Annotated in this window: 2 protein-coding genes; both read right to left on the minus strand. The window is 74.5% G+C overall.

The annotated features are described in order from the left end of the window. Positions 1–1,567 (minus strand): type I polyketide synthase (locus ACGFNV_RS46790; RefSeq protein WP_393631798.1); only part of this gene is annotated, 1,567 nt, incomplete at its 3' end. A gap of 19 nt (positions 1,568–1,586) precedes the next feature. After that, positions 1,587–4,478: type I polyketide synthase (locus ACGFNV_RS46795; protein ID WP_393631800.1), on the minus strand; the 2,892-nt coding region annotated here is incomplete at its 5' end.

Here is a 4,478-nt window from a genome sequence, read left to right on the forward strand (position 1 = left end):
ACAACTCATCCCGCCCACCAGCCACCACCACACCACGATGCTCCAAAGCAGCACGATCCGTGGCACTCGCGAACGCCAGCTGAGGCACAGTCAATTCCGGGTCCGCCACTACGAACTCACGCAACCGGGCCGCCTGCCCGCGCAACGCGTCGGCGCTACGACCGGACACGAGCACCGGCACCGGCAACCCCTCCGGCACGGCGGGCACCGTCGTGGGCTCGACGGCCGGAGCCTGCTCGATGATGACGTGCGCGTTGGTGCCGCTGACCCCGAACGCCGACACGGCCGCGCGGCGGACCTCGGTCTCCGGCCAGGGCCGGGACTCGGCGAGCAGTTCCAGCGGGCCACCGGCCCAGTCGATGTGCGGGGTCGGGGTGTCGACGTGCAGCGTGCGGGGCAGCACCCCGTGCCGCATCGCCTGCACGACCTTGATCACACCTGCGACGCCCGCGGCGGCCTGGGTGTGGCCGATGTTGGACTTGACCGACCCCAGCCACAACGGCCGGTCGCGCTCGGCGCCGTAGACGGCCTGCAAGGCCTGCGCCTCCACGGGGTCGCCCAGCGAGGTGCCGGTGCCGTGCGCCTCGACCGCGTCGATGTCCCGGGGGGACAGGGCCGCGTTGGTCAGCGCCTCGACGATGACCCGGCGCTGCGCCTGGCCGTTGGGCGCGGTCAGTCCGTTGGACGCGCCGTCCTGGTTGACCGCGGAGCCGCGGATGACGGCCAGCACCGGGTGGTTGTTGCGCTGCGCGTCAGACAGCCGTTCCAGCAGCAGCATCCCGACGCCCTCGGACCAGCCGGTGCCGTCGGCCCCGGCCGAGAACGCCTTGCACCGGCCGTCGGCGGCCAGCCCGCCGAGCCGGTCGAACTCCACGTAGGTGCCGGGGGTGGCCATGATGGTCACGCCGCCGGCCAGCGCCAGCGTCGTCTCGCCGGAGCGCAGCGACTGCACCGCCAGGTGCAGGGTGACCAGCGAGGAGGAGCAGGCGGTGTCCACGGTGACGGCGGGGCCTTCGAGACCGAAGGTGTAGGCGACCCGGCCGGTGGCGATGCTGGCGGCGTTCCCATTGCCGATGAAGCCTTCCAACTCCGCGGGCACGCTGTCCGTGAGCGTCGCGTAGTCGTGGTACATCAGCCCGGCGAACACACCGGTACGGCTGCCGCGCACCGACGACGGGTCGATCCCGGCGCGTTCGAACGCCTCCCAGGAGGTCTCCAGCAGCAGCCGCTGCTGCGGGTCCATGGCCAACGCCTCGCGCGGCGAGATCCCGAAGAAGCCGGCGTCGAACTCACCGGCGTCGGCGACGAACCCGCCGAGCCCGACCGGCAGTCCGGCCAGGTCCCAGCCGCGGTCGGCGGGGAACCCGGAGATCCCGTCCCGGCCGGCGGCCAGCATCTCCCACAACTGCTCGGGCGTACCCACCCCGCCCGGATAACGGCACGCCATGCCCACGATCGCGATCGGCTCGCGCCGGGACTGTTCGATCTCGGCCAACCTGTGCTGAGCGCTCTGCGCCTCGGCCAGTGCGCGCCGGAGATAGTCCCGGAGCCTGTCCTCGTTTGCCACGCGGATTCCTTCCCTGCCCCTAGCTGGCGCCGAGGTCGTCGACGAGGTCGAACAGTTCGTCGTCGGAGGCCGACGACAGGTCCTGCTCCGGTGCGGAGCCGCTCTGCCCCTCACCGCCGTACTTGGCCAGCAGCGCGGTGAGCCGCATGCGCAGCTTCGACCGGTCCACTGCGCCGGGGTCGGCGTCCGCCAACGCCGCTTCGAGCTGGTCGAGTTCGGCGAGCGACGAGGTGGCCGGCGTGCCGTCCGCGGCCGGCATGGACTCGTGCAGATGCGCGGCCAGCGCCACCGGGGTGGCGTACTCGAACACCACCGCGGCGGGCAGCCGGATGCCGGTGGCCGCGGTGAGCCGGTTGCGCAGTTCCACCGCGGCCAGCGAGTCGACGCCGAGCTGGGCGAAGGTTCGGTGGTCCGCCACGGCGGCCGGCGAGTCGTAGGCCAGCACTCCGGCCGCTTCGGCGCGAATCAGCGCCAGCAGCGCCTTCTCCCGATCCGGACCCGACAGCGCGGTAAGCGCGGCGGCGGGCGCGGGAGCGATGCCGGCAGCCGGGGCGGGGGCTTCCCGGACGAGGCCGCGCAACACCGCCGGGACCGGCCCGCCGGAGCGGACGGCCGCCCGGTCCAGCCGCATGGGTACGAGCACCGGTTCGTCCACCGTGCGGGCCAGATCGAACAGCTCCAGCGCCTCGGCGGTGGCCAGCGGCCGCAGCCCGGCACGGGCGATGCGGGCCAGGTCGGCCTCGGCCAGCCCGCCGGTGATGCCGCTGCGCCGCTCCCACAGTCCCCAGGCCAGCGAGGTGGCCGGAAGCCCGGCGGCGTGCCTGCCGCGGGCCAACGCGTCCAGTGCGGCATTGGCCGCCGAGTAGGCGCCCTGCCCGGCCGCGCCGAGCACCCCGGCGGCGGAGGAGAACAACACGAAGTCGGTCAGCTCTCGTTCGCGGGTCAGCTCGTCCAGCCATTGTGCGCCCAGCACCTTCGGCGCCAGCACCGCCCGCAACCGCTCCTCGGTCAGGCCGGTGACCACACCGTCGTCCACCACCCCGGCCGCGTGCACCACCGCTGTCACCGGGTGCGCGGCCAGCAGCGCCGCCACCGCCTCCCGCTCGGCCACGTCACACGCCACGATCCGCGCGGTGGCTCCGAGTTCGGCGAGTTCGGCGGCCAGCTCGGCCGCGCCCGGGGTGTCCGGGCCGCGGCGACCGGTGAGCACCAACTCGCGCACCCCGCAGTCGGCTGCCAGGTGCAGGGCCAAGGCCGCGCCGAGCGCGCCCAGCCCGCCGGTGATCAGCACCGGGCCGTCCGGGTTCCAGGCCGCGCCGTCCCGGTCGGTGATCCTGGACAGCGGGACACCGGCCAGCCGTGGCACGAGGATCACGCCGTCCCGCAGCACCAGCTGCCCGCCGGGCACGTTCCACGCCGCTGCGGGGATCTCGGTGCCGTCCGTGCCCTCGATGTCCGCCAGCAGGAAGCGGTCCGGGTGTTCCTGCTGCGCCGAACGCAGCAGGCCCCAGACCGCGGCGGCGGCCGCATCGGTGCGCGCGTTCCGGGTGCGCAGCGCCAGCCGGGTACCGGCGAAGCGGTCGTCGGCCAGCCAGGTGCGCACCGCGCCGAGCGCCCGGCCGGCCGCGGCGACCGGGTCGGCCTCGGTCCCGGCCGCGAGCACCACCACCTCGGGCAGGTCGCGCCCGGCCAGGTCGGCCAGATCGGCACAGGTCAGCACGCTCGGTTCGGGGCCGGGCTGCAAGGTCGCGGGCACCAGGTCCTCGGCGTACAGGACTTCGTGGTGGCCGAGCTGTTCCGCCGAGACCGGCCGAACCGCGAGGGATTCCACCACCCCGACCGGGGTGCCCGCCGGGTCGGCGAGTTCGATCCTGGCCGCGCCTGCGGCAACCGGGGAGATCCGCACCCGCAGCGCGGACGCGCCGGCGCGGCGCAGCGCGATCCCGTTCCAGGCGAACGGCAGCATGGTGCGGCCACCGTCGTCCTCGTGCAGGTAGCGCATCGCGTGCAGCGCCGCGTCCAGCAGCGCGGGGTGCAGCCCGTAGCGGCCGGTGTCGGTGAGTTCGGGCAGGGCGATGTCGGCGAAGATCTCGTCGCCGCGCCGCCAGGCCGCGCGCAGGCCCTGGAACGCCGGGCCGTACTCCAGGCCGGTGGCGGCGAACTCGGCGTAGGCCGATCCGACGTCCAGCGCGGTGGCGTCCGGCGGTGGCCAGGCGACCGGCTCGGCCTGGGGCGCGGCCACCACGGCGCCGAGCACGGCGCGGGCGTAGCAGGTCCACGGAACGCGGTCCCCGGACGGGCGGGCGTGCACGGTCAGCGACCTGTCCCCAGCCTCGCCGGGCGCGCCGACCCGCAGCTGCACCTCGACGGCGCCGTCCTCGGGCAGCACCAGCGGCGCCTGAAGGGTCAGTTCGGCGACCTCGCCCGCGCCTGCCTCCGCGGCGGCGTGCAGGGCCAGTTCGACGAACACGCTGCCGGGCACCACGGTCGCGCCCAGGACGGTGTGCTCCCCCAGCCAGCTCTGCGCCGGGGTGGCCAGCCGGCCTGACAGCAGGAACCCGTCCTCCTCCGCGAACTCCACGGCCGAGTCCAGCAGCGGGTGACCGCCCCGACGCGCCGGTTCGGCGTTGTCGAGCCAGTAGCGGCGGCGTTGGAAGGCGTACGTGGGCAGCTCGACCCGGGCCGCGGCGGGCAGGTACCGGGCCCAGTCCACCGTGCCGCCGTGCGCATGGAAGCGAGCCAGCCCGGTGGGCAGGGTCACTGATTCCGGCTGGCCGCGGCGCAACAGCGGGACGAACACCGCCGTGGCGTCCTCGGGCAGACACTCCGGCCCCACAGAACTGAGCGCTGCGTCCGGACCGATCTCCACGAACCGCGTCACACCCTGCGCATGCAAATGCCCCACCGCGTC

The sequence above is a fragment of the Streptomyces sp. NPDC048751 genome (assembly GCF_043198595.1).
In the GTDB taxonomy this organism is placed as follows: domain Bacteria; phylum Actinomycetota; class Actinomycetes; order Streptomycetales; family Streptomycetaceae; genus Streptomyces.